The 1385-nt window shown below is 61.2% G+C and carries 1 protein-coding gene and 1 pseudogene; both read right to left on the reverse strand.

The window, feature by feature from the left end; translation table 11 throughout:
* Nucleotides 1-381 precede the first annotated feature (381 nt).
* Nucleotides 382-807: a (deoxy)nucleoside triphosphate pyrophosphohydrolase gene (locus V6C07_RS02690; protein ID WP_333534841.1), complete on the reverse strand. Its 426-nt coding sequence runs from the start codon at nucleotides 805-807 to the stop codon at nucleotides 382-384.
* 213 nt (nucleotides 808-1020) lie between these two features.
* A pseudogene (locus tag V6C07_RS02695) lies at nucleotides 1021-1385 on the reverse strand (ABC transporter ATP-binding protein); the annotation flags it as partial.

The following is a 1385-nucleotide window of genomic DNA, read 5'->3' on the forward strand; positions in this document are numbered from 1 at the left end:
GCGGGGCAGGGCGAGGAGCAGGGGCCGGTGGAAAATGTCATGGCCCCGGCCGGGGTGCTGGGCCACAGGAGAAATACGGCCCGCAAGGAGCCGGAAATACGCGCCGTGCAGTGGCCCAGAGTCTGATCCGGGCAGCGCTGGCTGCAATTCTCCGGTGAATGTGGTTGTGAATGCGCCTGAAGATGCGCCGCGAAGATATCGTAAAGATACCGCAAAAATACCGTAAAGATACGCCGTGAAGACGCGCCTGAAGATGCAGCGAAGACGCGCCGCGAAGGCGCAGGAACAGTGCCGCCGCATGCGTCCAGGCGAGCGTCTTGAATCCTGAGTCGTGTGGCCCAGGATTCAAGGAGTTGGTGCTGCCGCTATGGGGCGCTTTTGCTATTCGGGAGTTTCGCGCAGGGCGCTGAGCGCCAGCAACTGTTCGAGCACGCCGGAATCCGCGGGCAAAAAGTCCAGCGCCGAGGCTTCGTCCGGGCTGATCCAGCGCAGGTTCTGTCCTTCTGCGGGACATGGCTCGCCGGAAAAGTCGGTAACGTGAAAGAAATAGAGGCGTACATTGAGCTTGCGGTCGGCGTACAAATGCTCCACGCACTGCCAGTAGCTGGCCTCGCGCACGCCAATGCCCAGTTCTTCCGCCAGTTCGCGCTTGAGCGCTTCTTCAGGGCTTTCATCGCCTTCAAGTTTGCCGCCGGGAAATTCCCAGTAGCCTTCCATAGCCTTGTTGGTGGGGCGCTGCGAGGCCAGAAAGTGTCCGCCGCGCCAGATGATGCCCGCCGCCACGTCGAAGGTTTGTGTATAGTCCATTCCAGGTATTTTCCTTTGCACCTGACTGTTCCGGGCGCACAAGCCCTATGCCGTGCCACGCAAGCGCCATGCCCTGTCGCAGGATGCCCGTCACGCATACGACAGCGCGTGGGCAAGGGCTTTTTGCTCCGGCCCGGCTGCGCCGCTATACCCTGTGGCTGCGGCGGTACGCGGAACGGAACCCGCAGGCGGGCCTTGCTTCAGCAGGCTGGATCAGTCGTCTGTATTCCACCGTGCGCGCACGGCTTCCATGCGCTCGTCAAGAGCGGTCATTTCCTCAAAGATGTCTTCGCCGCGTTTTTTGCAGGCTTCGAAACTTTTCAGCAGTTCCGCAGCTTTTCCGTGGTCGGCGTAGATTTCGGGGTCGGCCAGTTGAGCCTCCGCCAGGCCCTGCTTTTCAAGCACGCTGGTGAGCTCCTTTTCCAGAGCATCGTACTTGCTTTGCAGGGGCTTGATTTCCTTGTGCAGGGCGTTGCGCTTTTCAGCCTGCTCGCGCTTGAGGCGTTTTTGCTCTTCACGCGAAAGGTTTTGCGCCGCAGCATCCAGCGCCGCAGCGCCGTTTGCGCTCCGTCCGGGGG

Source organism: Desulfovibrio sp. 1214_IL3152, assembly GCF_036763055.1.
Lineage (GTDB): Bacteria > Desulfobacterota > Desulfovibrionia > Desulfovibrionales > Desulfovibrionaceae > Desulfovibrio.

Excerpts from the sequence above, each read along its gene's own strand:
- V6C07_RS02690 (WP_333534841.1), bottom strand. The coding sequence starts at position 807 with ATGGACTATACACAAACCTTCGACGTGGCGGCGGGCATCATCTGGCGC.